The 25,401-nt window shown below is 65.3% G+C and carries 24 protein-coding genes; 18 read left to right on the forward strand and 6 right to left on the reverse strand.

Annotated elements, in window-relative coordinates; translation table 11 throughout:
- The first annotated feature begins 177 nt into the window (after positions 1-177).
- The 11 genes from PU724_RS21925 (at position 178) to PU724_RS21975 (ending at position 13,434) form a co-directional block, all read left to right on the forward strand.
- Positions 178-1,104, forward strand: coding sequence for a D-alanine--D-alanine ligase (locus tag PU724_RS21925; protein WP_354423691.1), 927 nt, complete (start codon positions 178-180; stop codon positions 1,102-1,104).
- Positions 1,092-2,033 (forward strand): cell division protein FtsQ/DivIB, encoded by a 942-nt coding sequence (locus tag PU724_RS21930; protein WP_354423689.1) that lies wholly within the window; start codon positions 1,092-1,094, stop codon positions 2,031-2,033. The genes PU724_RS21925 and PU724_RS21930 overlap by 13 nt, the downstream gene beginning before the upstream one ends.
- The gene (ftsA, locus tag PU724_RS21935) at positions 2,030-3,337 is read left to right on the forward strand and encodes a cell division protein FtsA (RefSeq protein WP_127312041.1); all 1,308 of its coding nucleotides are present in this window, start codon (positions 2,030-2,032) and stop codon (positions 3,335-3,337) included. The genes PU724_RS21930 and ftsA overlap by 4 nt, the downstream gene beginning before the upstream one ends.
- 68 nt (positions 3,338-3,405) lie before the next feature.
- Positions 3,406-5,067, forward strand: a complete 1,662-nt coding sequence (gene ftsZ, locus PU724_RS21940) for a cell division protein FtsZ (RefSeq protein WP_354423687.1) — start codon at positions 3,406-3,408, stop codon at positions 5,065-5,067.
- A gap of 338 nt (positions 5,068-5,405) precedes the next feature.
- Positions 5,406-6,353, forward strand: a complete 948-nt coding sequence (gene lpxC / locus PU724_RS21945; RefSeq protein ID WP_354423685.1) for a UDP-3-O-acyl-N-acetylglucosamine deacetylase — start codon at positions 5,406-5,408, stop codon at positions 6,351-6,353.
- Between the two features lie 216 nt (positions 6,354-6,569).
- Positions 6,570-7,439, forward strand: coding sequence for an outer membrane protein assembly factor BamD (locus PU724_RS21950; RefSeq protein ID WP_354423683.1), 870 nt, complete (start codon positions 6,570-6,572; stop codon positions 7,437-7,439).
- Between the two features lie 8 nt (positions 7,440-7,447).
- Positions 7,448-9,121: a DNA repair protein RecN gene (gene recN, locus PU724_RS21955; protein ID WP_354423681.1), complete on the forward strand. Its 1,674-nt coding sequence runs from the start codon at positions 7,448-7,450 to the stop codon at positions 9,119-9,121.
- Positions 9,122-9,406: 285 nt separating this feature from the next.
- Positions 9,407-11,611 (forward strand): NAD-dependent DNA ligase LigA, encoded by a 2,205-nt coding sequence (gene ligA, locus PU724_RS21960; RefSeq protein WP_354423679.1) that lies wholly within the window; start codon positions 9,407-9,409, stop codon positions 11,609-11,611.
- Positions 11,611-12,297, forward strand: a complete 687-nt coding sequence (locus PU724_RS21965; protein WP_127310970.1) for a DUF2461 domain-containing protein — start codon at positions 11,611-11,613, stop codon at positions 12,295-12,297. The genes ligA and PU724_RS21965 overlap by 1 nt, the downstream gene beginning before the upstream one ends.
- Positions 12,298-12,412: 115 nt before the next feature.
- Positions 12,413-13,141 carry an AzlC family ABC transporter permease gene (locus PU724_RS21970; protein ID WP_354423677.1) on the forward strand — a complete coding sequence of 243 codons (729 nt, stop codon included), beginning with the start codon at positions 12,413-12,415 and terminating at the stop codon, positions 13,139-13,141.
- Positions 13,138-13,434: an AzlD family protein gene (locus PU724_RS21975; RefSeq protein ID WP_127310966.1), complete on the forward strand. Its 297-nt coding sequence runs from the start codon at positions 13,138-13,140 to the stop codon at positions 13,432-13,434. The genes PU724_RS21970 and PU724_RS21975 overlap by 4 nt, the downstream gene beginning before the upstream one ends.
- A gap of 246 nt (positions 13,435-13,680) precedes the next feature.
- On the opposite strand, the gene PU724_RS21980 is transcribed toward PU724_RS21975, so the two are convergent.
- The 3 genes from PU724_RS21980 to PU724_RS21990 all read right to left on the reverse strand — a co-directional run bounded on the left by PU724_RS21980 (position 13,681) and on the right by PU724_RS21990 (position 17,069).
- Positions 13,681-15,525, reverse strand: coding sequence for an aminopeptidase P family protein (locus tag PU724_RS21980; RefSeq protein ID WP_354423675.1), 1,845 nt, complete (start codon positions 15,523-15,525; stop codon positions 13,681-13,683).
- An 83-nt stretch (positions 15,526-15,608) separates the two neighbouring features.
- The gene (locus PU724_RS21985) at positions 15,609-16,481 is read right to left on the reverse strand and encodes a 50S ribosomal protein L11 methyltransferase (RefSeq protein WP_354423673.1); all 873 of its coding nucleotides are present in this window, start codon (positions 16,479-16,481) and stop codon (positions 15,609-15,611) included.
- A 9-nt stretch (positions 16,482-16,490) separates the two neighbouring features.
- Positions 16,491-17,069 carry an SCO family protein gene (locus tag PU724_RS21990; protein ID WP_127392271.1) on the reverse strand — a complete coding sequence of 193 codons (579 nt, stop codon included), beginning with the start codon at positions 17,067-17,069 and terminating at the stop codon, positions 16,491-16,493.
- 188 nt (positions 17,070-17,257) lie between these two features.
- Here PU724_RS21990 and PU724_RS21995 point away from each other — a divergent pair, with 188 nt between their 5' ends.
- From PU724_RS21995 to PU724_RS22010, 4 genes are all read left to right on the forward strand, one after another.
- Positions 17,258-17,755 (forward strand): cytochrome b, encoded by a 498-nt coding sequence (locus PU724_RS21995; RefSeq protein ID WP_354423671.1) that lies wholly within the window; start codon positions 17,258-17,260, stop codon positions 17,753-17,755.
- 60 nt (positions 17,756-17,815) lie between these two features.
- Positions 17,816-18,298, forward strand: a complete 483-nt coding sequence (locus PU724_RS22000; protein ID WP_128274897.1) for a CreA family protein — start codon at positions 17,816-17,818, stop codon at positions 18,296-18,298.
- Between the two features lie 85 nt (positions 18,299-18,383).
- Positions 18,384-19,025, forward strand: coding sequence for a DapH/DapD/GlmU-related protein (locus PU724_RS22005; RefSeq protein ID WP_354423669.1), 642 nt, complete (start codon positions 18,384-18,386; stop codon positions 19,023-19,025).
- Positions 19,026-19,278: 253 nt separating this feature from the next.
- Complete coding sequence (locus PU724_RS22010) at positions 19,279-19,710, forward strand: low affinity iron permease family protein (protein ID WP_187331272.1); 432 nt, start codon at positions 19,279-19,281, stop codon at positions 19,708-19,710.
- A gap of 9 nt (positions 19,711-19,719) precedes the next feature.
- On the opposite strand, the gene PU724_RS22015 is transcribed toward PU724_RS22010, so the two are convergent.
- Positions 19,720-20,580: an SDR family NAD(P)-dependent oxidoreductase gene (locus tag PU724_RS22015; RefSeq protein WP_354423666.1), complete on the reverse strand. Its 861-nt coding sequence runs from the start codon at positions 20,578-20,580 to the stop codon at positions 19,720-19,722.
- Between the two features lie 131 nt (positions 20,581-20,711).
- On the opposite strand from PU724_RS22015, the gene PU724_RS22020 reads away from it, so the two are divergent.
- A complete protein-coding gene (locus PU724_RS22020; RefSeq protein WP_126053918.1) occupies positions 20,712-20,993 on the forward strand; it encodes a hypothetical protein in 282 nt (93 codons plus the stop codon).
- A gap of 6 nt (positions 20,994-20,999) precedes the next feature.
- Here PU724_RS22020 and PU724_RS22025 read toward each other — a convergent pair whose 3' ends face one another.
- Complete coding sequence (locus tag PU724_RS22025; RefSeq protein WP_127286176.1) at positions 21,000-21,575, reverse strand: TMEM175 family protein; 576 nt, start codon at positions 21,573-21,575, stop codon at positions 21,000-21,002.
- Between the two features lie 146 nt (positions 21,576-21,721).
- Between PU724_RS22025 and PU724_RS22030 the strand changes: the two genes are divergently transcribed.
- Positions 21,722-22,930 carry an MFS transporter gene (locus PU724_RS22030; protein WP_354423664.1) on the forward strand — a complete coding sequence of 403 codons (1,209 nt, stop codon included), beginning with the start codon at positions 21,722-21,724 and terminating at the stop codon, positions 22,928-22,930.
- Between the two features lie 3 nt (positions 22,931-22,933).
- Here PU724_RS22030 and PU724_RS22035 read toward each other — a convergent pair whose 3' ends face one another.
- Positions 22,934-24,406 (reverse strand): MATE family efflux transporter, encoded by a 1,473-nt coding sequence (locus PU724_RS22035; protein WP_354423662.1) that lies wholly within the window; start codon positions 24,404-24,406, stop codon positions 22,934-22,936.
- A 186-nt stretch (positions 24,407-24,592) separates the two neighbouring features.
- Here PU724_RS22035 and PU724_RS22040 point away from each other — a divergent pair, with 186 nt between their 5' ends.
- Positions 24,593-25,384, forward strand: a complete 792-nt coding sequence (locus tag PU724_RS22040; protein WP_354423661.1) for a L,D-transpeptidase — start codon at positions 24,593-24,595, stop codon at positions 25,382-25,384.
- Positions 25,385-25,401: the final 17 nt, after the last annotated feature.

Raw genomic sequence — 25,401 nt, forward strand, 5'->3', positions numbered from 1 at the left:
CCAGCGAATCAACTCTCTGATTCTCTGGCCTCAAGCGTTTCCTGATTTGAGTCGTTCGACGCGTCGGTCGCGTTTTCCGTCTGGGGGGCAACCTGCCGGAAGACTCGGACTCACTGTGCGGGAATGCTGGTGTGGAAATGTCAGTCGCGGCTCCGCCGTGAGAGGGGATGACGGGAGATGAAGAACAAGCATGTGGCCGTCCTGCTCGGTGGTTTTTCGTCGGAGCGGCCCGTGTCCCTGTCCTCGGGGAAGGCATGTGCGGATGCGCTCGAGAATGAAGGTTATCACGTCACCCGGGTCGACGTTGCGCGCGATGTCGGCTCCGTGCTTGCCGCGCTCAAGCCTGACGTTGCCTTCAATGCGCTGCACGGTCCGTTCGGTGAGGACGGCACCATTCAGGGTGTCCTCGAATATCTCGAAATCCCCTACACGCATTCCGGCGTGCTTGCCTCGGCGCTGGCCATGAACAAGGAGCAGGCCAAGAAAGTCGCCAAGGCAGCCGGCATCCTAGTGGCGGAATCGAAGGTGGCCAACCGCTTCGCCATTCAGAGCAAGCATCCGATGAAGCCGCCCTACGTGGTCAAGCCGGTCAACGAAGGATCGAGCTTCGGCGTCGTCATCGTCCATGAAGGCCAGTCGCATCCGCCGCAGGTCATCGGCTCGTCCGAGTGGAAATATGGCGACACCGTCATGGTCGAGCGCTACATCCATGGGCGTGAACTGACCTGCGCCGTGATGGGCGACGTCGCGCTCGGAGTCTGCGAGATCATCCCGACCGGCCATTCCTTCTACGACTATGATTCGAAATACGTGGCGGGCGGATCAAAACACGAAACCCCTGCTAAAATTTCACCGAATATTTACCAAAAAATACAGACACTGGCGCTTAAGGCTCACCAAGCTATCGGTTGCCGGGGCGTCTCCCGGTCGGACTTCCGTTACGACGACCGTCACTCCGAGAACGGCGAGGTTGTCTGGCTCGAGATCAACACCCAGCCGGGCATGACGCCGACGTCTCTGGTGCCTGAAATCGCCGCTCATGCGGGGCATTCGTTCGGCGAACTGTTGAGTTGGATGGTGGAGGACGCTTCGTGTCTGCGTTGAGGTGGGGACAGGGCAAGGGGGCGGGCGCCGGGTCGGCGCCGTTCGGCCTTTCGCTGTCGTTCGACCATTTCGTGCTGCCGCGCATGCTGCGCCGGCCGGCGCGCCTTCTGGCGCGTCTTGGTGGGGGTGAATTCACCGCGCCGCCTTTTTCCGCGGCAATCCTTTCGGCTGTGCTGATCGCGTCGAGCAGCGCCTATGGCGCCTATCTTGGCGGACAGGTCGACGGCGTCGTCCAGGGCATCACCGCGCGCACCGGTTTCGCGGTCGATCAGATCAAGGTGGTCGGCAACCACGAAACCTCCGAGATCGACATACTGGACCGGCTGGAGCTCGACGGCTGGACCTCGCTGATAGGCTTTGATGCCGAGGCCGCGCGCGAGCGGATCAGGGCGCTGCCCTGGGTCGAGGTCGCGGCGGTGCGCAAGGTCTATCCGCATACGCTGGAGGTGCGCGTCGAGGAGCGTGAGCCTTTCGCGCTTTGGCAGCAGGGCGATTCGCTTTCGGTCATCGAGCGTGACGGCCAGGTCATCGCGCCGTTCTCGGGCGGCAAGCAGGCGCTGCTGCCGCTGATCATCGGCACCGGCGCGCCGGCCAAGGCGCCGGATTTCCTTGCCGAGGTGAAGCGCTATCCCGAACTCGCGGCGCGGGTCAAAGGCTATATCCGCATCGGCGAGCGGCGCTGGGACCTGCGGCTGGAGAACGGCATCACGGTCAAGCTGCCTGAGGACGGCGAAGACCAGGCGATCGCCGATCTCGTCAGGATGGACCACGACAACGGGCTCTTGAGCCGCGACATCGCCGCCGTCGACATGCGCCTGTCCGATCGCCTCGTCGTGCAACTGACGCCGGAGGCGGCGACGCAGCGCGAAGCGGCGCTCAACGAAAAGCCGAAGAGCCTGACGAAGCGTAAGCCGGAGACGAAGATATGAGCTGGCTTGGCGGCAACAGCGATGCCTCCTCGCGCCGGTCGGGCACCTTGACGGTGCTCGATGTCGGTTCGAGCAAGGTTTGCTGCGTGGTGGCGAAGCTGAAGCCGCGCGACGACGGCAAGCTCTTGCGCGGGCGCTCGCATCGCATCCAGGTGATCGGCATCGGCCACCAGAAATCGCAAGGCGTGAAGTCGGGCGTGGTCGTCGATCTCGACCGCGCCGAACACGCCATCCGTCTGGCCGTCGACGCCGCCGAGCGCATGGCCGGGCTGACGGTGGATTCGCTGATCGTCAACATGACCGCCGGGCGGCTGAAGAGCGAGGCCTTCTCGGCCACCATCAATCTCGGCGGCCATCAGGCCGACGAGGCCGACATCAAGCGGGTGCTGGCGGCCGGCGCCAAGCAGGCGCTGAAGGCCGAGCGCGAAGTGATCCACTCGCTGCCGGTCGGTTTCTCGCTCGACGCCGAGCGCGGCGTGCGCGATCCGCGTGGCATGGTCGGCGATGCGCTTGGCGTCGACATGCACGTGCTGACGGGCGATGCGGCGCCGTTGCGCAACCTGGAGCTCTGCATCAACCGCTCGCATCTGTCGGTCGAGCGCATGGTGGCGACGCCCTACGCCAGCGGGCTCGCGGCACTGGTCGACGACGAGCTCGAAATGGGCGCGGCCTGCATCGACATGGGCGGCGGCACGACGACGATCTCGGTGTTCTCGGAAGGCAAGTTCGTTCACGCCGATGCCATCGCCATCGGCGGCAACCATGTGACGCTCGACATGGCCAAGGGCCTGTCGACCTCGCTCGATGCCGCGGAGCGCCTGAAGGTCATGCACGGTTCGGCGCTGCCGGGCAGCGCGGACGACCGTGACCTCGTCTCGATCCAGCCGATCGGCGAGGAAGGCGAGCTGCCTGTGCAGGTGCCGCGCTCGATGATGACGCGCATCATCCGCGCCCGCATCGACGAGACGCTGGAATTGCTGCGCGATCGGTTGAACAAGTCGGGCTACGGCAACGCCGTCGGCAAGCGTGTCGTGCTCACCGGCGGCGCCAGCCAGCTTGCCGGCCTGCCGGAAGCGGCACGCCGCATCCTCGGCCGCAATGTGCGCATCGGCCGGCCGCTCGGCGTGGCCGGCCTGCCCGAGGCGGCGAAGGGGCCGGCGTTCTCGACCCCGGTCGGGCTCTTGATCTATCCGCAGATGGCGAGCTTCGAGAGCCATTCTGTGAAAGGAATTTCCGGTCTCAGGATGACCGGGACGGGCGGAAAACTGCATCGCATGAGTCAGTGGTTGAGAGACAGTTTCTAAAATTGACGGGGACAGCCCCATAGGCGGCCGCAGCGGCGAAGCGGCGGGAAAGGCAAAGGACGGAGACAATGACCATCAATCTGCAAAAGCCGGACATCACCGAGCTGAAGCCACGCATCACCGTGTTCGGTGTCGGCGGCGGCGGCGGCAATGCCGTCAACAACATGATCACCGCCGGCTTGCGCGGTGTCGAGTTCGTGGTGGCGAACACCGACGCGCAGGCGCTGACCATGTCGAAGGCGGAGCGGCTGATCCAGCTCGGCGCGCATGTGACCGAGGGGCTCGGCGCCGGCTCGCAGCCGGAGGTCGGCCGCGCGGCGGCTGAGGAATGCATCGACGAGATCATCGATCACCTGTCCAACACCCATATGTGCTTCGTCACCGCCGGCATGGGCGGCGGCACCGGCACCGGTGCTGCTCCGGTCGTCGCCCGCGCCGCGCGCGAGAAGGGCATCCTGACGGTCGGCGTCGTCACCAAGCCGTTCCATTTCGAAGGCCAGCGCCGCATGAAGACGGCGGACCTCGGCATCGAGGAACTGCAGAAATGCGTCGACACCCTCATCGTCATCCCCAACCAGAACCTGTTCCGGCTGGCCAATGACAAGACCACCTTCGCCGATGCCTTCGCCATGGCCGACCAGGTGCTCTACTCCGGTGTCGCCTGCATCACCGACCTGATGGTCAAGGAAGGCCTGATCAACCTCGACTTCGCCGACGTCCGCTCGGTCATGCGCGAGATGGGCAAGGCGATGATGGGCACCGGCGAGGCTTCGGGCGAGGGCCGCGCGATGGCCGCGGCGGAAGCCGCCATCGCCAACCCGCTGCTCGACGAGACCTCGATGAAGGGCGCCAAGGGCCTGCTGATTTCGATCACTGGCGGCCGCGACCTCACCCTGTTCGAAGTCGACGAAGCCGCGACCCGAATCCGCGAGGAGGTCGACCAGGACGCCAACATCATCCTCGGCGCGACTTTCGACGAAGAGCTGGAAGGCGTGATCCGCGTCTCGGTGGTCGCCACCGGCATCGACAAGTCGGCGGCCGAAATCGCCGCGGCGCCGATCTCGATCCGCGCGGCACCGCAGAAGCCGGTCAGCCGTCCGGCCGCTCCGGTCGCGGAAAGCCGTCCGGCGCCGGTGCAGCAGCAGGTCTATGAGCCGCGCGCCGCCGATCCGGTCGCCGAGGCGATCCAGCTCGCCGAGGCCAATGCGGCGGCGATGGCGCAGGCCCGCCCGGCGCCGATGGCGCATGCGGAAGAGTTCCGTCCGCAGAGCAAGATCTTCCAGGCGCCGCCCGCCCAGCCGCAGCCGGTCGTCCAGCAAGTGGTGCCGCAGCCTGCGCCGCTGCGGGAAATGCCGCAGCCGGTTGCCGCCGCGCCGCAGCGCATGCCGCGCGTCGAGGACTTTCCGCCGGTCGTGAAGGCCGAGGTGGAAGCCAAGAGCCGTCCTGCCGACCATGAGAATGGTGGACCGATGGGACTGCTGAAGCGCCTGACCAACGGACTGACCCGCCGCGAGGAAGAGCCTGCGCGGCTGCAGCCGGCGCAGCCGCGCGAGCCGAAACTGCGCCAGGCGGCACCGGAAGTGCGCCGTCTCGCCAGCCAGGACCCGCAGCTCTACGCGCCGCGCCGCGGCCAGCTTGACGACCAGGGCCGGCTGACGCCGCAGAGCCGGGCCGTGCAGGAAGACGACCAGCTGGAGATTCCGGCGTTCCTGCGGCGCCAGGCCAACTGACCGTTAACGGTTCGTAACAGTTGTTAACAGGCAGACAAGCGATTGTTTGCCTGTTAACGTATAAAGAGATGTAAAAACAAGGTGTTGCGAGCGTCGCTTCGCACCGGATTGCGGTTACAGTGGGTAAGAAACCGTGATTTGGACTCTCCCAGCCGGACCACTATCTTCGCCCGGAGCACTATCGGCTTGCCGGGATTCGGGGAGTTGGCCCAGCCTGCCGATCATATCAAGAGCCGCACGGCCTTGTTTATTTTGCCGCATCCATGCGCACACCGGGTGATCCATCCGGCAGCAGAATACGCCAGGAACCGATGAAGCGGACGTAGGCAGTATGGGCCATGGGGTTTGTCTTGCACGACTATCAGACGACACTTAAATCGCGTGCGACGCTGACGGGCACCGGCGTTCACAGCGGCAAGCCGGTCACCGTCAACTTCCTGCCAGCGGATGCCGATACCGGCATCGTCTTCCAGCTTTCCAATGGTGGCGAGAGCCGCGAGTTCCGCGCGCTGGTCTCCGAAGTCGGCGCGACCGACCTCTGCACCATGCTCGGCGACCCGGCCGGCGAGCACATCGGCACCGTCGAACATCTTATGGCCGCGGTTTTCGGGCTCGGCGTCGACAATCTCGTCATCGAGATCGACGGCCGTGAGGTTCCGATCCTCGACGGCAGCGCCGTGCCCTTCGTCGAGGCCTTCGACCAGGCTGGTATCGAGATGCTGCCGGTCAAGCGCCGCTATATCAGGGTGGTCAAGCCTGTCCGCATTGAGAACGGCGCCTCATGGGCCGAGTTCAGGCCCTATGACGGCACGCGCTTCGAGATCGAGATCGATTTCGAAAGCCCGGCAATCGGCCGCCAGCTGTTCGCTTCCGACATCAATCCCGACATTTTTCGCCGCGACATCGCGCGCGCCCGCACCTTCGGGTTCATGAAGGACGTCGAGCGGCTGTGGGCGGCCGGCTATGCGCTGGGCTCGTCGCTGGAGAACTCGCTGGTGATCGGCGACGACAACCGCGTCATCAACATCGGCGGGCTTCGCTACGCCAATGAGTTCGCGCGCCACAAGACGCTGGACGCGATGGGCGACCTTGCGCTCGCCGGCGCCCGCTTCATCGGCTGCTTCCGCTCCTATCGTGGCGGCCACCGGATGAATGCGGCGGCTTTGCGTCGGCTTTTGTCCGACCGGTCCGCCTTCGAGATCGTCGAAACGACGCGCCGCGACCGCGGCCGCAGCGCAGAGATGATTGCCGTCAGCGCGCCCCTCTACGCGCCCTGGATGATTTGATTCTTAACGATTTTCTGGCTTTGTAGCGCCCGGCCCGTGTTGCATGGATGCATCACCGGTTGGTGAAATCGTGCCATTCTTAGATCTGTGCCGAACCGCCACAAAAATGTGCGATTGGCCGGAGATAGCGTTGCCGGGCAAGGCGGTTATGGTTTATGGCTGCTGCCCCAGAGCGAAATGACGACTGAAATGACGCCGAAAGGGCGGAATCCAATCATGTTCTTCAAGCGAGTTGGTCAATCGAAAGCGCCGCACCGGGTCGTTTTCCTGGCGCTTTCGGTGGTTGTTCCATCGCTCGTCCTGTCGGCCTGCATGTCCTCCGAGAAGGATGTCGACCTGTCGACCTATGTCGACCAGACCGAGCCCGCGGACGTCCTCTACAATCAGGGCCTCGCCAATCTGAATGCCGGCCGCCTGGACGAGGCGAGCAAGAAGTTCGACGCGGTCGACCGCCAGCACCCGTATTCGGAATTCGCCCGCAAATCGATGGTGATGGGCGCTTTCGCCGACTATCGCGCCGGCCACTACGACGAGGCGATCGGCTCAGCCAAACGCTACCTGACGCTCTACCCGTCGACGGATGACGCCGCCTACGCCCAGTACATCATCGGGCTGAGCTACTACCGGCAGATCAAGGACGTCACGCAGGACCAGAAGGAAGCGCGCCTGACCGTGCAGACGATGCAGGATCTGGTGACGCGCTGGCCGACCTCCGAATATGTCGACGACGCCAAGGAGAAGGTCCGCTTCGCCACCGACCAGCTCGCCGGCAAGGAGATGCAGATCGGCCGCTACTATCTCGAGCGCCGCGAGTATATCGCCGCGGTCAAGCGCTTCCGCACCGTGGTCGAGACCTATTCCAACACCCGCCATGTCGAGGAGGCGCTGGCGCGCCTGACCGAAAGCTACTACGCGATGGGCCTGACATCGGAAGCGCAGACCGCCGCCGCGGTGCTCGGCACCAATTATCCCGACAGCCAGTGGTACAAGGATTCCTACAAGCTCCTGCAGAGCAACGGGCTTGAGCCGCGCGAAAATGCGGGGTCGTGGATCTCCAAGGCCGGGAAGCTGATCACCGGCGCCTGACATCCGCGATGCTGTCCAGGCTGTCGATCCGCGATATCGTCCTGATCGAGAAGCTGGACATCGACTTCTTGCCCGGCCTCTCGGTGCTGACCGGCGAAACCGGCGCCGGCAAATCCATCCTGCTCGACGCGCTGTCGCTGGCGCTCGGCGCGCGCGGCGACGCGGCACTCGTGCGCCATGGCGCCACGCAAGGCCAGGTCATCGCCGTGTTCGACGTGCCGCGCAACCATCCGGCCCGCGCGCTGCTCGCCGACAACGCCATCGAGGATGACGGCGACATCATCCTGCGCCGCGTGCAGACGGCCGACGGCCGCACGCGCGTTTTCGTCAACGACCAGCCGTCCAGCGTCACGCTGATGCGCGATATCGGCCATGCGCTGGTCGAGATCCACGGCCAGCACGACGAGCGGGCGCTGGTCGATCCGGGCGCGCACCGCGAATTGCTGGACAGTTTCGGCGGCCATCTCGGCGCCGCGCGCGCGACGGGCGAAGCCTGGCGTTACTGGCGCGGCTGCGAGCAGGACCTTGCCAAGCATCGCGCCAAGGTCGAGGCCGCGGCGCGCGAAGCCGACTATCTGCGCGCCTCCGTCGCCGAACTGGCGAAGCTCGATCCGCAGCCGGGCGAGGAGAGCGAGCTTGCCGAACTGCGCGCCATGATGATGCGGGCGGAAAAGATCGCCTCGGAAATCCATGACGCGCAGGATGTGCTATCGGGACCGTCCTCGCCGCTGCCGCAGCTGGCCAGCCTGCTCAGGCGCCTGCAGCGCAAGGCGGGAGAGGCGCCGGGCCTGCTCGACGATGTGGTGAAGTCGCTCGACGAGGCGATGCTGTCGCTCGATGCCGCGCAGTCGGGCGTCGAAGCGGCACTGCGCGCCACCGAATATGATCCGCAACGGCTGGAGAAAGCGGAAGAGCGGCTTTTCGCGCTGCGCGCCGCCTCGCGCAAGCACAGCGTCGCGGTCGACGATCTGGCGCAGTTGCGCGACACGATGGCCGCCGACCTCGCCGACCTCGACGCCGGCGAGGAACGCTTGCACGCGTTGGAGAAGCAGGCGGCCGCGGCGCGCGAGGCCTACGACATCTCGGCCGCGCAACTGTCCTCGCTTCGCCATGCCGCCGCCGTCGGCCTGACCAGGGCGGTAATGGCCGAATTGCCGGCGCTCAAGCTTGAACGCGCCGAGTTCATCGTTGAGATAACGAGCGATGCCGAAAGCCGGATGGAAGAGGGCATCGACCAGGTCGAGTTCTGGGTGCGCACCAATCCGGGCACCAGGCCCGGCCCGATGATGAAGGTCGCCTCCGGCGGTGAGCTGTCGCGCTTCCTCCTGGCGCTGAAAGTTGCGCTGGCCGATCGCGGCTCGGCGCCGACGCTGGTCTTCGATGAAATCGACACCGGCGTCGGCGGCGCCGTGGCCGATGCCATCGGCCAGCGGCTGGCCAGGCTGTCGAAGCGGGTGCAGGTGCTGTCCGTCACCCACGCGCCGCAAGTGGCGGCGCGCGCGGCAACGCATTTCCTGATCTCCAAATCCGGCGGCACCGACAGGGTCGCCACCGGCATCGCCGAGATGGACCGGACGGCGCGCCAGGAGGAGATCGCGCGCATGCTGGCCGGCGCCACGATCACCGACGAGGCGCGCGCGGCGGCAGAGCGTTTGCTGCGCGAGAACACGGCCGCAGCCTAGGCTGCGTCGATATTCAGGCGAGGCCGGCCTGCGAACGGCGGCTTCCTGCGCTTCCGGTGCTCACGTACCCAAAAGTACGCTCCGCTCCGGTTCTCGGAAGCCACCATTCTCGACTCGGCCTGACCTGAATCTCAACACATCCTGGGTGCTTGATTCTCTGTGCTTGGAATCTGAGTCAGGATATGGCTGCATCTTGCTGTTCGGGAATGATTTTTGCGCAAGCCGACTCCCGGTCGGCGAATCCTGATTTATAGTGGCGCGCCATAACTCAGGGACTTGCCAAGCATGTCGGAAAAACCAGTCGATTCGCTGAGCGAAAGAGAGGCCGCGGACGAGCTGAAGCGGCTGGCGGCGGAGATCGCCGAGCACGACCGGCGCTACCATACCGAGGACGCGCCGATAATCTCCGACGCGGAGTACGACGCGCTGACGCGCCGCAACCTCGCCATCGAGGATCGCTTCCCGGACATGGTGCGCGAGGATTCGCCGTCACAGCGGGTCGGCGCGCCGCCGGCGGAGGGCTTCGCCAAGGTTCGCCACGCCGTGCCGATGCTCAGCCTCTCCAAGGCCTATACCGACCAGGACGTCGCCGACTTCATCGAGCGCGGCCGGCGCTTTTTCGACCGCGACAAGGATCTGGACATCGCCTTCACGGCCGAGCCGAAGATCGACGGGCTGTCGGCCTCGCTGCGCTACGAGCGCGGCGTGTTCGTGCAGGGCGCAACGCGCGGCGACGGCGCCGTCGGCGAAGACATCACCGCCAACCTCAAGACGATCGCGGATATCCCGAAAACCCTGAAGGGCTCGGGCTGGCCCGATTCGATCGAGATACGCGGCGAGGTCTATATGACCTATGCCGAGTTCGAGGCGCTGAAGCAACGTTCAGCGGCTGCCGGCGGCCAGGACTACGTCAATCCGCGCAACACCGCCGCCGGGTCGCTGCGCCAGAAGGATCCCTCGGTCACCGCCAGCCGCAACCTGAAGTTCTTCGCCTATGCCTGGGGCTACACGACGGCGGATCCGGCTCCCACCCAATATGATTCGGTGCAGAAATTTGCCGAGTGGGGGTTCAAGGTCAGCCCGCTGATGGTGCGGGCGAAATCGATCGAGGAACTGATCGCGCACTATCATCGGATCGAGGAGCAGCGCTCGTCGCTCGGCTACGACATCGACGGGGTCGTCTACAAGGTCGACCAGCTGGAATTGCAGCGCCGGTGGGGGTTCGTCACAGGCGAGCCGCGCTGGGCGGTCGCGCACAAATTTCCGGCCGAGCAGGCGATGACGACCGTGCAGAAGATCGACATCCAGGTCGGTCGCACCGGCACGCTGGCGCCGGTGGCGCGGCTGGCGCCCGTCACCGTCGGCGGCGTCGTGGTCGAGAACGTCACGCTGCACAACGAGGACTATATCAAGGGTCTCGACAGCAACGGCCTGCCGATCCGCGACGGCATCGACGTCCGCATCGGCGACACTGTGGTCATTCAGAGGGCAGGGGATGTCATTCCGCAGATCGTCAGCGTGGTCATCGACAAGCGCCCGTCGGATGCCGTGCCTTATGAATTCCCGCATACCTGCCCGATCTGCGGTTCGCCGGCGACGCGCGAGATCAACGAGAAGACCGGCAAGGAAGATTCCCGCCGCCGCTGCACCGGCGAGCTGATCTGCGCGGCGCAGGCCGTGGAGGGATTGCGCCACTTCGTCTCGCGCGGCGCTATGGACATCGAGGGGCTGGGCGCGGAAAACATCGATCTCTTCTTCAACGCCGGATTGATCAAGACGGCCGCCGATATCTTCACGCTCAAGGATCGTCGTCCCGACGTCACCAGGGCGCTGGCCGGGCGGCGCGAGGAGCAGGCGAGGTTGCGTGAGGCCGCATCGGGCAAGACGCGCAAGAATGTGCGCAGCGCCGAGGATCGCAACTATGAAGGCCTCGACAAGTTGTTCGCGGCCATCGACGCGCGCCGCGAGCCGGAGCTCGACCGCTTCATCTTCGCGCTCGGCATCCGCCATATCGGCGAAACGACAGCCGCCGTGCTGGCCCGGACCTTCTCGACCATGGAGGAGCTGATCCGCATCGGCAAGGAGACGGCAAAGGCCGACGATCCGCACAGCGTTTTCCCCTCGATCAACGGCATCGGCGATACGGTGATCGGCGCGCTGCGCGATTTCTTCGGCAATGAACGCAACGACGACGTGCTTGAGAAGTTGCTCGAGCAAGTCAAGCCAAAGCCGTATATCGTCACGGTCTCGGCCGACAGCGAGGTCGCCGGCAAGACGATCGTCTTTACCGGTTCATTGGAAAAGATGACGCGCTCCGAAGCCAAGGCGATGGCCGAAAGGCTTGGCGCCAAGGTGGCGGGCTCGGTGTCGGCGAAAACCGATCTGTTGGTGGCCGGTCCGGGCGCGGGCTCCAAGCTGAAGCTTGCCAGTGAACTCGGCGTCGAAGTCATCGACGAGGACACATGGTTGCAACGGGTTGGCAAGGCGTGATGGCCGGCCCATTCAAGGGGTTTGGCCAAAAGGCCATTCCGTTCCTCAAGGCGCTCGACTTCCACCAGAACCGCGAGTGGTTCCAGGAGAATCGCGACCTCTACGAGAGCGAACTGCACGAGCCGTTCTGCGATCTCGTCGAGACGCTGACCGAGCGTTTTGCCGCGGCCGGACTTGGCCTGCGCGGCGACCGCAAGAAGTCGCTGTTCCGCATCAATCGCGACGTGCGTTTCTCCAAGGACAAGCGGCCCTACAACCGGCATCTGTCGGCCATCCTGTCGCCCGACGGCACCAAGATGGAGCAGGGCGTGTTCTACGTGCATATCGGGCTCGAGCGGTGCTTCTCGGGCGTCGCCTGGTGGCAGCCCAGTCCCGAACTGCTGCTCGCCATGCGCAACGCCATCGCGACGAAGCCGGAGAAGTATCGCGCGCTGGTGGCGGCCTTGAAGAAGACCCGTCTCGAATTCGAGACCGAGGATCGCATGAAGCGCACGCCGCGCGGCTTCGAGCATGTCACTGACAGCGACTTGGCCGAAGCCATCCGCAACCGGCACTTTTACGTCCAGCAGGCAATTGACCCGGCCGGCATCCACTCGCCGGCGCTGGTCGGCGAGCTCGTCGATTTCACCTTGCGGGCCAAGCCGCTGCTCGACTGGGGCAGGGCCATCCAGGGCAAGGCGCAATAGCGCGAGCCATGCTTGCTCGCGCCGGCGATCATTTCCGCTGATCGTTCGGCTCAAGCGAATTGGTGTGACAAGGAAGGCGACGCTCCCTACATCAGGCCGTCAAAGGGAGCGACCCATGTCGGCGGAAGCGATTTCCGAAAACAGTGCGAAGAGCGATTTCTGGGACGGCGTTCGGCTCTCGATGCCGGTCGTGGTCGCTTCGGCGCCATTCGCGCTGCTGTTCGGGGCAATCGCCGTCGACAATGGTTTCTCGGTCCTTGAAGCCTTCCTGATGAGCGCCCTGATCTTCGGCGGCGCCAGCCAGATGGTCGGCATCGAACTGTTCGGCCAGCATGTCGCGCCGTGGCTGATCGTGCTGTCGATCTTCGCCGTGAATTTCCGCCACGTGCTTTATTCCGCCGGCCTTGGCCGGCGCATCGCGCACTGGCCGGTGGTGCAGCAGGCGTTCGGCTTCTTCATCATGACCGATCCCCAATACGCCGTGTCGGAGGCGAGGGCGCAATCCGGCGAGACCGTCGGCTTTGCCTGGTATCTCGGCCTTGGCCTGCCGGTCTATGTGTTCTGGGTGATCGAAAGCGCGCTTGGCGCGGTGTTCGGCAAGCTCATTCCCGAAACGCATGCGCTGGGCATCGACTTCCTGCTGCCGATCTATTTCCTCGGCCTCGTCATGGGCTTCCGCAAGCGGCCGCTGTGGCTGCCTGTGGTCGTTGCGAGCGCCGTTGCCTCCACCATCGCCTACAAGACGGTAGGCTCGCCCTGGCACGTTTCCATCGGCGCCGTCGCCGGCGTGCTGCTCGCCGTCATATTGCCGCCGCATCACAGCGGCGTGGGGGATCGGCCATGAGCACCACCTTCTGGATCATCATCGCTGGTGCTGTCGCCACCTATCTCACCCGCGTCGGCGGGCACCTGGTCATCTCGCGCTTCGACAACGTCCATCCGCGCGTCGAGGCTGGCTTGAACGCCGTGCCGGCGGCGGTGCTGACGACGCTGGTGGCGCCGGCGGCGCTTGGCGCCGGTCCCGCGGAATGGGCGGCGCTGATCGTCGCCGCGGCCGTGTCGCTGCGCGGCGGGTTGATGTCGATGTTTTTGGCCGGTGCCGCCGTGCTGATACTGGCCAGGCAGTTCGTAGGGTAAGTTTCTGGTCCGAGCTGACTACCGGTTCAATTTCGTTGTGCGCGTCGGTGCCGCCCCTCATTGCCCTGCCGGGTATTTCTCCCCGTATAGTGACGGGGAGAAAGACGCCCTCATCGACGGTTTCGCCAATCGCTGTCGTTGCAAGATAGCGCCGACGTCACGGTCAGCCCCTTCTCCCCGTCCCTATACGGGAGAAGGTGCCGGCAGGCGGATGAGGGGCAGCGCTGACCTTCCAAGTTGTTGGATTCAGATCTTGGCATCGTGTGGCAGCGGCGCGGTCGCCTTCTCCAGCCAGGCCAGCGTCTCGCCGTCCAGCATAGGGCCGATCTCGGCCAGCACCCGGGCGTGATAGGTGTCGAGCCAATGCAACTCGTCGCGTGTCAGCAGATCGGTGCGAACAAGACGCTTGTCGATCGGCGCCAGCGTCAGCGTCTCGAAACCGTGCATGGCGATGTCGCCGCCTTCTATTTGCTCGGCGGCCGTGACCAGCACGAGGTTCTCAATGCGGATGCCGTAGGCGCCTTCCTTGTAGTAGCCAGGCTCGTTGGAGAGCATCATGCCGGCGAGCAGCTTCTCGGTGCCGGTGCGGGCGATGCGTTGCGGGCCTTCATGGACGGCAAGGTAGGAGCCGACGCCATGGCCGGTGCCGTGGGCGAAGTCGCAGCCGTGCCTCCACAGCGCCACGCGCGCCACGGCGTCGATCTCCGAGCCGCGCGTGCCGGCGGGAAAGCGCAGCATGGAAATGCCGATCATGCCCTTCAGCACCAGGGTGAAGCGCTCGCGCATCTCCTCGGTGGGTTGGCCGACCGGCACGGTGCGGGTGATGTCGGTGGTGCCGTCCTGATACTGGCCGCCGGAATCGAGCAGGAACAGTTCGCCGTCGGCGAGCTTGCGACTGGTGGCGCGGGAGACACGGTAGTGCATGATGGCGCCGTTCGGGCCGGCGCCGGAAATGGTGTCGAAGGAGACGTCGCGCAGCGGCATCTGGGTTTCCTCGCCGGTCTGCCGGCGGGTTTCCTCGAGCCTGGTGACGACGGCGATCTCGTCGAGCGTGCCCGGCTGTTGCCGGTCGAGCCAGCACAATAGCTTGGCCACCGCCGCGCCGTCGCGACGGTGCGCGGCGCGGCTGCCGTTGATCTCGGCCTGGTTCTTGGTGGCGCGGGGGATGCGGGCCGGATCGGGCGCTGAAACCACCGAACCGCCATTGTCCTCGACCAGCATTCTCAGCCTTTCGGCCGTCAGAACAGGGTCGAGCGCGATCCTGGCGCCGCCCTTGGCCAGCGCGACAACGGCGGCTTCGAATTCGCCGGGCTCGTGCAGGTCGGCAAGCTGGGTGAGATAGGCGGCGACCATGCGCGGGAATTTGCGCTGATCCATGAAGAGCTGGTGCTTGCCGTCGGCGGCAAGGATCGCGAAACCCAGCGCCAGCGGCGTGTGCGGCACGTCGCCGCCGCGGATGTTGAAGACCCAGGCTATCGAGGACGGGTCGGTGAGCACCGCATGGGTCGCGCCGTCCTTGTCGATCGCTGCCGCCAGCCGCGCCAGCTTGTCCTTGGCCAGTTCGCCGGCGAAACCGATCGGATGGATTTCGACCGGCGCCACGGGCGGCTCGGGCTGGTCTTTCCAGATGATGTCGATGGGATTCCGGCCGAGCGGCACCAGGGTCGCGCCGGACTGCTCGGCCGAGGCCTTCAGGGCCTTGACTTCGCTCAGCGTGTGCAGCCATGGGTCGAAGCCCAAGCGTGCACCCTTGCCGAGATTGTCCTTGATCCAGGTGGCAGGCGGGTTGTCGATGAGGCTCTCGATGGCGAAGATGTCGAGATCGACTTCGCTGCGCACCTGCAGCGTGTAGCGCCCGTCGACGAAGACGAAGGCGCGGTCGCTAAGGACGATGGCGACGCCGGCCGAGCCGCTGAAGCCGGTCAGCCATTTCAGCCGCGCCGACCGGTCGGCGACATACTCGCCCTGGTGCTCGTCGGCGCGCGGCACGATGAACCCGTCGAGGCCGTTCTCAGCCAGCCATTGCCGCAGCAGCGCCAGGCGTGGCTTGCCGACAGACGGATCGCCCGCCGAGTCGAAGGTCTGGAACATGATGGGCCTCCTCTGTCGACGCGACCGTAGCGCATGGCCCCGAAAACCGGAATCGATTTCCGGAAGGACGGATTGGTCCAGTTTCAGCGCTTGAGATGGATCGTCACCCAGCCCTCGCGGTGCAGCGTGCGAACGTGGCGGAAGCTCTGGCCGACATAGGCCGAGACCACGGCGTCGCGCTGGCGATCGAGAATGCCGGACAGCACGAGCGAGCCGCCGAGCCTGATGTGCTTCGCCATCTCCGGCGCCAGGCGCATCAAAGGCCGCGCCAATATGTTGGCGACGATGAGTTCGAAGGGCGCGCGCCTGCCGAAGATCGGGTGGTGGAAGCCCGGCGCGGTCACGGTTTCGACCAGCGCCTTGACATGGTTGAGGCGGGCATTGGCGGCGGCGACCTTGACGGCGACCGGGTCGATGTCGGTCGCCAGCACCGGGATATGTGCCAGCCTCGCCAGCGCGATCGCCAGCACGGCGCTGCCGGTGCCGAGGTCGAGGGCGTTGCGCGGCCGCTCGCGCCGCACGACCTTCTCCAGCATTTCGAGGCAGCCGGCGGTGGTGCCGTGATGGCCGGTGCCGAAAGCAAGGCCGGCCTCGATCTCGATGGCGAGGTCGCCGCTGTGGCGCCTGTCGCGGTCATGCGCGCCATGGACGAAGAAGCGGCCGGCGCGCACCGGCTTCAAGCCCTCCAGCGAGCGCGCCACCCAGTCGATTTCGGGCAGCGTTTCGCGTTCGATCGGCTTCGTCAGCGCGAGGCCGGCAAGGATGTCCTTCAGTCGCGCCTCGACCGCATCGACGTCGCCATCGGCATAGAGCGAGACTTCGTGGATGTCGCGGTCCTCGTCGACCTCCAGCACGGCAAGCGGCAGGCCCTCATCCTCGAAGGCCGCATCGAGCGCGGCGAAGATGCGATCGGCCTCGATCTTGCCGGTGGTGAAATGGAGCCGCGTCTGCGCCATCGGACGGTGTCAGCCTTCGTTCGCCAGGCGCTTCAGCTTGGCAACGGCCGCGTCGGCGCTTTCGCCATAGGCGATGGTGCCGGAGAACTCGCCCTTGCCATTTAGCAGCAGTACCGAGGCGGTGTGGTCCATCGTGTAGTCGCCATCGCCGGTGTCGACCTTCTTCCAGTAGATGCCGAAGGATTTGGCCATGGCATGGACCTTGTCGGGGTCGCCGCTGATGCCGACGATGCGGTCGGAGAAATTGCCGACATAGGCCTTGATGATCTCGGGCGTGTCACGCTCGGGGTCGACGGTGACGAAATAGGCGTTCAGGTTCTTGCCGCCGTCGCCAAGCGTCTTCAGCCAGCCGGACAGCTCGAAGAGCGTGGTCGGGCACACTTCGGGGCAATGGGTGAAACCGAAGAAGACGACGCTGGGATGGCCCCTGAAGGCGGCTTCGGTGATCGGCGCGCCCTTCTGGTCGACCAGCGCGAAGGGCGCGCCGTAGGGCTCGCCGCTATAGTGGCCGCGGTACCAGTCGAAGGTCAGCCAGCCGATGCCGGCCGCCATCAGGACGAGAATGCCGACCAGAATTGAACGCATCATCGGGAAATGTCCGTCATGATCTTCATTGGGCGCCCAATCGGACGCCTTGTTCGAGCAGTCTTAGCGGGTAGAGGCGGCGGAGGCAAAGATGCCGCGTTGCCGCAACCGATGCATATTGCCAATCCTTAATTTGACCGCGTTTTCCGCCGACCTATCTTCGCGACAGACACGCCAGCGATGGACCGGACATGCAAGCAGCCTCCTATTCGAAGACCCAGATCTGGCTGCATTGGGGCATCGCCGCGCTGATTCTGATCCAGTTCCTCGCCCATGACGGCATGGAGCATGTCTGGCGTGCCTTTCGCAGAGGGCAGGGGGCTGCCGCAGGGGACATACCGCTGGCCTATATGCATGTCGTGCTCGGCCTTGCGGTACTCGTTCTCGCGACGTGGCGGCTTTGGCTGAGGGCGACGCGCGGCGTGCCGCCGGTCTCGGGCATGGAGCATCCGGCGCTGCGGCTGCTGGCCAAGGCAGCGCATCTCTTGATCTATGCACTCATCTTCGTCGTGCCGCTTTCGGGCGCTGCCGCCTGGTTCCTGCAGGTGCCGGGGGCAGGGCTGGTGCATGTGGTGGGCAAGAACATCCTGCTCTATGTCGTGCTGCTGCATATCGCCGGCGCGCTGGTCCAGCACTTTGTCCTCAGGAGCGACGTGCTGCGGCAGATGTTGAGGTTCCGCCAGGCCTAGCTTGTAAACAAGCCACCTCAGTCCCACCTGAGACCGGCAACTCGAACCGAGGAGGCTCCCTTGCGAAAACTGATCGGCGGCGCGCTTGCCGCATGCCTTGTCGTCGGCGCGGCGGCGGCCGAGGAGGTCGGCAAGGTCGGCGTCGACTGGGTCGGCAACGACATCATGGTCGAGGCGATCAAGGATCCGAAAGTCGAGGGCGTCACCTGCCACGTCGCCTATTTCGATCGCAGCGTCATCGATCGGCTGCACAAGGGCAACTGGTTCGAGGATCCGTCAGATTCGTCGATCTCCTGCCGCCAGACCGGACCGATCACCATCGGTGACATCGACATGGGCGAAAGCGGCGAGGAGGTGTTCAAGCAGGGCATCAGCCTGATCTGGAAGAAGCAGGTGGTGAACCGCATCTACGACAAGAAGAACGAGACGCTGATCTACCTCTCGCATTCACGCCAGGTGCAGAACGGTTCGGCCAAGATGTCGGTCACGACGATCCCGCTCTACGGCCAGAACGTGGTTTGGACCAAGGGAAAGCCGCAATAGGCGGGGCAGACCCTCTCGGGCTGTTTGACGGCGCGACAATTGCTCCCGCCTTGCGGCAGCAGTTGCGCGGGGGTAAAGCCGCCGCATGGACCGTGCCGAAGACCTCGTCCTGAAAGACCCTGAACCGCGCATCCATCCGACCGCGGAACTGAAGGCATGCAAGCTCGGCCGCTACGCCTCGATCGGCGAACGGGTGGTCCTGCGCGAGGTGACGGTCGGCGACTTCTCCTATTTCGAACGCCACGCCGAAGCGATCTACACGACGATCGGCAAATTCTGCTCGATCGCCGCCAACAGCCGCATCAATGCGCTCGAGCATCCGATCGAGCGGCTGACGCAGCACAAGGTCAGCTACCGGCCGAACGAGTATTTCCGCTGGCTGGGCGTCGACGCGGCCTTTCGGGAGCGGCGGCAGGCAAGGTCCGTCAGCATCGGCCACGACGTCTGGATCGGCCATGGCGCGGTGATCATGCCGGGCATCACCATCGGCAATGGCGCCATCGTCGGCGCCAACGCGGTGGTGACGCATGACGTGCCGGCCTACACGATCGTCGCCGGCGTGCCGGCCAGGCCGCTGCGCCAGCGTTTCAACGCCGGCATCGCGGCCCGCATCGAACGCCTCGGCTGGTGGGACTGGCCGCCCGAGAAACTGGCCAGGGCCGTTCCCGACATGCAGGCCATGCCGATCGAGGCCTTCCTCGACCGCTGGGAAAACGACGCGACCTGATCCTGGGGAACAAAACCCCTTCCGCCATGCGGGGGTGGCGCAGCGGAAGGGGCTGGAGGTAAACCGCCGTGAAGCGGACGGAGCAGGCTTTTCTTGCCTGCTCCCGCACTATGACAACAAAGCCATAAGGTGTTTTTTCTTGAGCCTGCGCTTTCCGCGTGTGCCGGATTGCACGTGCGAATCGGTTCAGCGGGAACCGGGAGCGTGCGTTGTCTGTTTCTCTCGGAGTTCGCACGACGGTCGAGAGATTCCGATGATCGAGAGACTTTTCACCAGGATTGCCAATTGGGTGGCTCATGTGGCCGGCCTGCCGCCCACCTTCGCCGCCTGCATTCTGATCGTCGTCATCTGGGCCGCGAGCGGGCCATTCTTCGGCTTTTCCGATACCTGGCAGCTCGTCATCAACACCGGCACCACGATCGTCACCTTCCTGATGGTGTTCCTCATCCAGAACACGCAGAACCGCGACGGCGCGGCGATCCAGGCCAAGCTCGACGAGCTGATTCGGGTCAGCCGCGCCCACAACCACTTCATCGGCATCGAGCACCTGACGGAATCGGAAGTCGAGGAAATCCGGGCCAAGTGCGAGCAGGCGGCGAAGCGCCACGATCGAAAGATTGCCGACGCCGCCGCCAAGAAGGCGGTAACGCCGAAACCCGGCTCGAAGAAGCAGGCAGCCGCTTGAGCCCGACCGTCAGCCGTTCATGAAGGTCGCGAAGGCGTCCTTGTGGTCAGGGTGCCAGCGCGACAGGGCAGGGCGGTTCTCGATGATGTCGCCAATCGCCCAGGCCATGCGCTTTTCGTCCGTCGGCCGCGCCACCTCATTGTCGGGGCAAAGGATGTAGAAATCGCCGCGCTTGAGCGAGGCGAGCATGAAGTCGATGACCTGCTCTCCCGTCCAGGCGCCGGCCGGCTTCTCGGTCGCGCCTTCGGTCAGGCCGGTATAGGTGAAGCCCGGGATGAGCAGGTGGGCGGAGATCCTGGCGCCGGGCTCGTTGCGCAGGGCGTGCGCCAGGCCTTCAGTGAAGGTCTTCACGCCGGCCTTGGAGACGTTGTAGGCGAGATTGCCGGGCGGCGTGGTGATGCCCTGCTTGGAGCCGGTGTTGATGATCAGGCCGGGTTTGCCCGAGGCCAGCATGGCCGGCGCGAAGGCCTCGACGCCATGCACGACGCCCCAGAAATTGATGGCGAGAAGCCGCTTCCAGGCATCGCGGTTTTCCCACGGTTTGCCGGGATTGTTGCCGACACCGGCATTGTTCATCAGCAGCGACACGTCGCCGAAGGCGCCTTGCGCCGTTTCCGCCAGTCGATCGACTTCGTCGGCCGCGGAAACATCCGTGGCGACGGCAAGCACGTCGCCGCCGATCGCGGCGACCGCCCGGCTTGCCTCGTCGAGGCGCGGCCCGCCGATATCGGCCAGCACGATCTTCATGCCCATGGCCGCAAACCGCTTCGCGGCGGCAAGGCCGATACCGCTGGCGGCGCCGGTGATGACGGCGACGTTGCCGGAGGCGAGGGCGGGGAGGGCGGACTGGAATTCGGCGTCGGCGGTCATGGCAGGGTCCTTGTTCGAGGTTGCGCCGAACTTAACGCCGGATCAGGCTCAGGCAAGTCCACTTCGACGTCGGCGGGTTGACCGCATGGGCGGCCGCTGCGCATGTTGCCCCCATCGAAGGAGACTGCCGATTGACCGACTGGGCCGAAATCCTGAAGGAGCAGACCGCCACCGGTGACCAGATGGGCCGCGAGGTGCCGAAGATGCTGGCCAATCCCGACATCAGCGAGGCGCAGGTCAAGACACTGTTCTCGGCTTTGGAGAAACAGGCCGACTTCGTCGAGAAGCTGCGCATGGCGCTGGAAAAATTCGACCATGACTTCCCCGTCATCAAGGCGGCCGAGCGGCTGGAGGAGCGCTATGCCGACCTCGCGGCGTCGGTCGCCGAAAAGCTGAAGGCGATGCGGACGTAGCGTCGTCTATTTTTCGATAAGCTTCTCGAATCGCCGGTCTGGCACGAACCAGGTTATCGCCACCGCCACATAGAGGGCGACGCCGATCCATTGGTTGACGAAGGTGAGCAGCACGCCAGCTATGTAGATCGCCAGCGAGATCTTGCCCTTCCTGTCTTGGCCCACCGCCTTGGCGAAGGTCGTGTCCGCTCCGTGCAGGTGGCGCAGCTTGGTGACCAGGATCGTGTAGGCGACGGCGCAGAGCGCCAGGTCGGCGCCGTAGACGGCGACCGGGACCGGCGCGAAATGGTTCTCGCCCATGAAAGCGGTCGTCACCGGCATCAGCGACAGCCAGAACAAAAGGTTGAGGTTCGCCCACAGGACGTATCCGTCGACGCGCTGCACGGTGTGGAACATGTTGTGCAGATTGTTCCAGTAGATGCCGACATTGATGAAGGACAGGACATAGCTGAAGAAGACCGGCCACAACGGCGCAAGGGCGGAAAAATCCTCGCCATGCGGCACCTTCAGCTCCAGCACCATTATGGTGATGATGATGGCGACGACGCCATCGGTGAATGCTTCGACACGTCCTTTGCCCATCGATTCTCCCCTTGAACTGGCGAAGGGTACGAGAGGATTTCGCGCGGCGCCATACTGACCATCCCGTCAGGAGCGTATTGGGCGAGCGGAACGGCCGTCGCCACCTACACGTTAGGCGGGCATCCCCCTAAGAGAAGGACGTCGACATGACGACCTACGCTCAAGCCATGACGCGCGACAATGAACTCGGCGGCGGCGCCGCGACCACCGCCGTCGCCGCCATGATCGCGGCGCTGTTTGCAGGCAGCACGGTGCTGACGCCGCTCTACATCATCTACAAACAGGCCTTCGGCTTCTCCCAGCTGACGCTGACGCTGGTCTATGCCGTCTATGTCGTCGGCAATCTGGCGGCACTGCTGGTGTTCGGACGGCTGTCGGATGCCATCGGCCGCCGTCCGGCCGCCCTGGCGGCGATGGCGACCGCTCTTGTCAGCGCGCTGGTCTTCCTGTTCGCCGAGAATGTCGCCTGGCTCGATATCGCCCGCATCCTGAGCGGTCTTGGCATTGGCGTCGGCGCGGGAACAGGCACCGCCTGGCTCGCCGAGCTGATCGACAGTGAGGACAAATCGCGCGCCGCAACCATCGCCACCAGCACCAATTTCGTCGGCCTCGGCCTCGGCGCACTGGTGTCGGGGGTGCTTGCCGAATACGCGCCCTGGCCGCTCAGGCTGACATTCGCCCTCTATCTGGCGCTGCTTGCGCTGGTCACGCTCTTGATCTGGCGCACGCGGGAAACCGTGCTGCGGCCAGGGCGGCTCTCGGATGTCTCGATGCGGCCACGGCTGTCGGTGCCCGCCGACATCCGCGCGGCCTTCGTGGCGCCGGCGGTGACCGGCTTCGGGGCCATGGCGCTGGTCGGCTTCTATGCTGCGCTGGCGCCGAGCATCCTGGCCCAGCAGCTGCATGTCACGAACCACGCCGAGGCCGGCGCGCTGTTCTTCGAGCTGTCGATGGTGGCGGCCGCGACCATCCTGCTGACGGTGCGACTGTCCAGCCGCATCACCATGCTGGCGGCGCTGGCGCTGATGACCCCAACCGTGGCGCTGGTCGTTGCCGCGCAAGTCTATGCGTCCATGGCAATCATGATCGCCGCAACCGGCTTGTGTGGCGTGGCGGCGGCGCTCGGCTATCGCGGCGGCCTGCAGGTGGTGAAACCGATCGCGCCGGACGACCGGCGCGCCGAAGTTGTGTCGGCCTTCTTCATCTGCTGCTTCTGCGGCAACGCGCTGCCGGTCATCGGCATCGGCATCCTGTCGAACTGGACGAGCGCGACGGCAGCAAGCCTGGCCTTTGCCGGCATGATCACGGTCTTTGCGCTGGTGGCGCTGGGGTTCGGCGCGAGATACGCGCGCTAGGGTTCAGCCATTCGGTGTCTCGGGCGCCATGTTCGCCCGCTGGCGCGGCACGCCGAGACCAGTGTCCGGCGGTTCGCCGGCGGCCGGCCTGCCCTCGATCATGTGCAGGGTGCGCCAGCCGCCGAAACGGTAGTAGCCGGCGGCCAGCGCCAGTGAAGTGATCGAGCCGGCCGGAAAGCTCCACCAGAGCGCCTCCTCGCCGATCACGCTCCGGAAGAAATAGGCAAAGCCGGTGCGCACGATCAGCACCGAGATCACCAGGATGATCAGCGGCGGCATCACCGCGCCGGTTGCGCGCACGGTGGCGAACAGCACGATGGTGACGCCGAACAGGATGAACGACCAGGACGCGACATTGTTGATGTGGGCGGCGATGTCGATGGCCGCGCTGTCGGTGCTGAGGAACAGGCTGAGGATCGAACGGTCGAAGAAAAACAGCAGAAAGACCAGCGCGCCGGTCAGCACCAGGTTGAAGCCGACGCCCGAAGCCGCGACCTTGCCGATCCGGTCCCAGCGCCCGGCGCCGACATTTTGCGCCGCCATCGAGGAGACGGCGGCGCCGATGGCGAGCGCCGGCATCTGGATATAGGTCCAGAGCTGCGCGGCGATGCCGTAGGCGGCGGCGACCTGCGAGCCGTAGGAATTGACGATGCCCATGACCGTCAGCGCCGCGGCGGAAATCACGATCATCTGCAGGCCCATCGGCACGCCCTTGAAGACGACGATCCTGAGCAGCGCCGGATCGGGCCGCAGCAGGGCGAGGTTGGCGCCGGCGAGCCTCAGCGGATGCTTGCGGGCATAGAGCACGATCAGGATGGCGATCACGCTCACCGTCTGGCCGATCAGCGTGGCGGTGGCAGATCCGGCGATGCCGAGCTCCGGGAATGGCCCGAGGCCGCGGATCAGCAGCGGGTTGAGCACGATGTCGAGGACGACCGCCAGCGCCATGAAGACGAACGGCGTGCGCGAATCGCCGGCACCGCGCAGCACCGTCATGACGAAGGACAACAGGTTCATCATCGGCACGGCGACGAAGATGATGCGCAGGTAGGAGCGCGCCAGCGGCAGCGCGTCGGCCGGCGTGCCCAGCGTGTTGAGTATGGCGTCGACCCAGATCCAGCCGCAGACGGCGAACACCACCGAGACGAGGAAGAAGAAGGTGGCGCTGGTGCCGACGATGCGCCGCGCCTCCGGCAGGTCGCGGGCGCCGACCGACTGCGCGACCAGAATGGTGGCGGCCATGCCGATGCCGAACACCGTGCCGAGGATCAGGAACAGCACCAGATTGGCGTTGGAGGTCGCGGTCAGCGCCGCCTCGCCGAGGAAGCGGCCGACCCATACCGCATTGATCGAGCCGTTGAGCGACTGCAGCACGTTGGAGCCGAGCACCGGCAAGGCGAACAGCAGCAGCGTGCGCGGGATCGGGCCGCTGGTGAGGTCGCCGGTGCGCCGGCGGGCAGGCGTCTTGTCGTCCATGGTGGGCTGCTCAGCGCTGGTCTTTGGGTGCGGTCGGCGATGATCGCCGATTTGAGGGGACAGGTCGATGCGACGCCCGAAAATTCCGCCTTGATCCAGTCATGTTCTCAAAGCTTGCGGAATGGGCTATTGATCCCGGGTGCGTGGGGCCGCACTCCTTAGATCTTATCGATAGCCGGGGGGATGATGTCCGATAGTCCGCTGTTTTTTGAGCGCCTGAACCGGCGCGCGTTTCTCGGTGCGTCCGCTCTGGGAGCTGCCTCCGTGGCTCTTTCGGCCTGCACCACCACCGACGTGGCGCCGCCGGCGGCAGCGCCGCCGCCGCCAAGCGATTCGGCTTTCGGCGCTGCCGAGAGCATGTATGCGGCACGCGTCGACGAGGGCTATCAGCTGCCGGCAATCCCGGTGGACAAGCTCGATCCGAAGTTCGTGCGCCAGATCGTGCCGGATCCGACCGGGGAAAAACCCGGCACAATCGTCGTCGATACCTCCGAGCATTTCCTCTATCTGGTGCGCGACGGCGGCGAGGCCATCCGCTATGGCGTCAGCCTCGGCAAGGCCGGTTTCGGATGGACCGGCAGTGCCGTGGTTCAGGCGCGTAAGAAGTGGCCGGTCTGGACGCCGCCGCCGGAAATGATCCAGCGCCGGCCTGAACTGGCGAAATACAAGGACGGCATGCCGCCCGGCCCGCAGAGTCCGCTCGGCGCCCGCGCGCTCTATCTCTTCCGCGACGGCAAGGACACGATGTACCGGCTGCACGGCACGCCGGAGTGGGATTCCATCGGCAAGAACGCTTCGTCCGGCTGCGTGCGCTTCATGAACCAGGACATCATCGACCTCTACGGCCGCGTCAATGGCGTCGCGCAGGTCTTCGTGCGCCCGAACCTGTCGCCCGCCGGCAAGCTCACGGCCGTGTCGAACAGGACCGCCGAGCCGATCGATGCCGGCGTGCCGAGGGACGCGGAGATCTTGAAGTAGATCGTCGGCAAATGGCC

This window comes from Mesorhizobium abyssinicae (assembly GCF_049887195.1).
Lineage (GTDB): Bacteria > Pseudomonadota > Alphaproteobacteria > Rhizobiales > Rhizobiaceae > Mesorhizobium > Mesorhizobium abyssinicae.